The organism is Vibrio fujianensis, from assembly GCF_002749895.1.
GTDB lineage: Bacteria > Pseudomonadota > Gammaproteobacteria > Enterobacterales > Vibrionaceae > Vibrio > Vibrio fujianensis.
The window spans coordinates 1-291 of record NZ_NBUS01000009.1; positions in this window are offsets into that span (position 1 = coordinate 1).

Consider the following 291-nt stretch of genomic DNA (forward strand, 5'->3'; position numbering starts at 1 on the left):
CAAATTCTACTGGGTTACTGCTAACTTTTCATGTAAGTTAAACGATATTTGGTAAGGCTGTTCTTTGTAATGCTTTGAAATGGTTAGCAAAGTTACATAACAAAGCATTCAAGAAGGACAGTCAACGCTTGGCGGTTTTGGTTTGGTTGAGCATTTGAGGTTACGGCTGGCTAGTTTGAGTTTAGTTGTTTGCGTTGCCTGCCTCTTAATGCGGCGTTATGTAACCGTAGAGAAGAAGCCCACAATGCATTGAAAAATAGATGTTTTTATGATTGATCTAATTTCAATTTC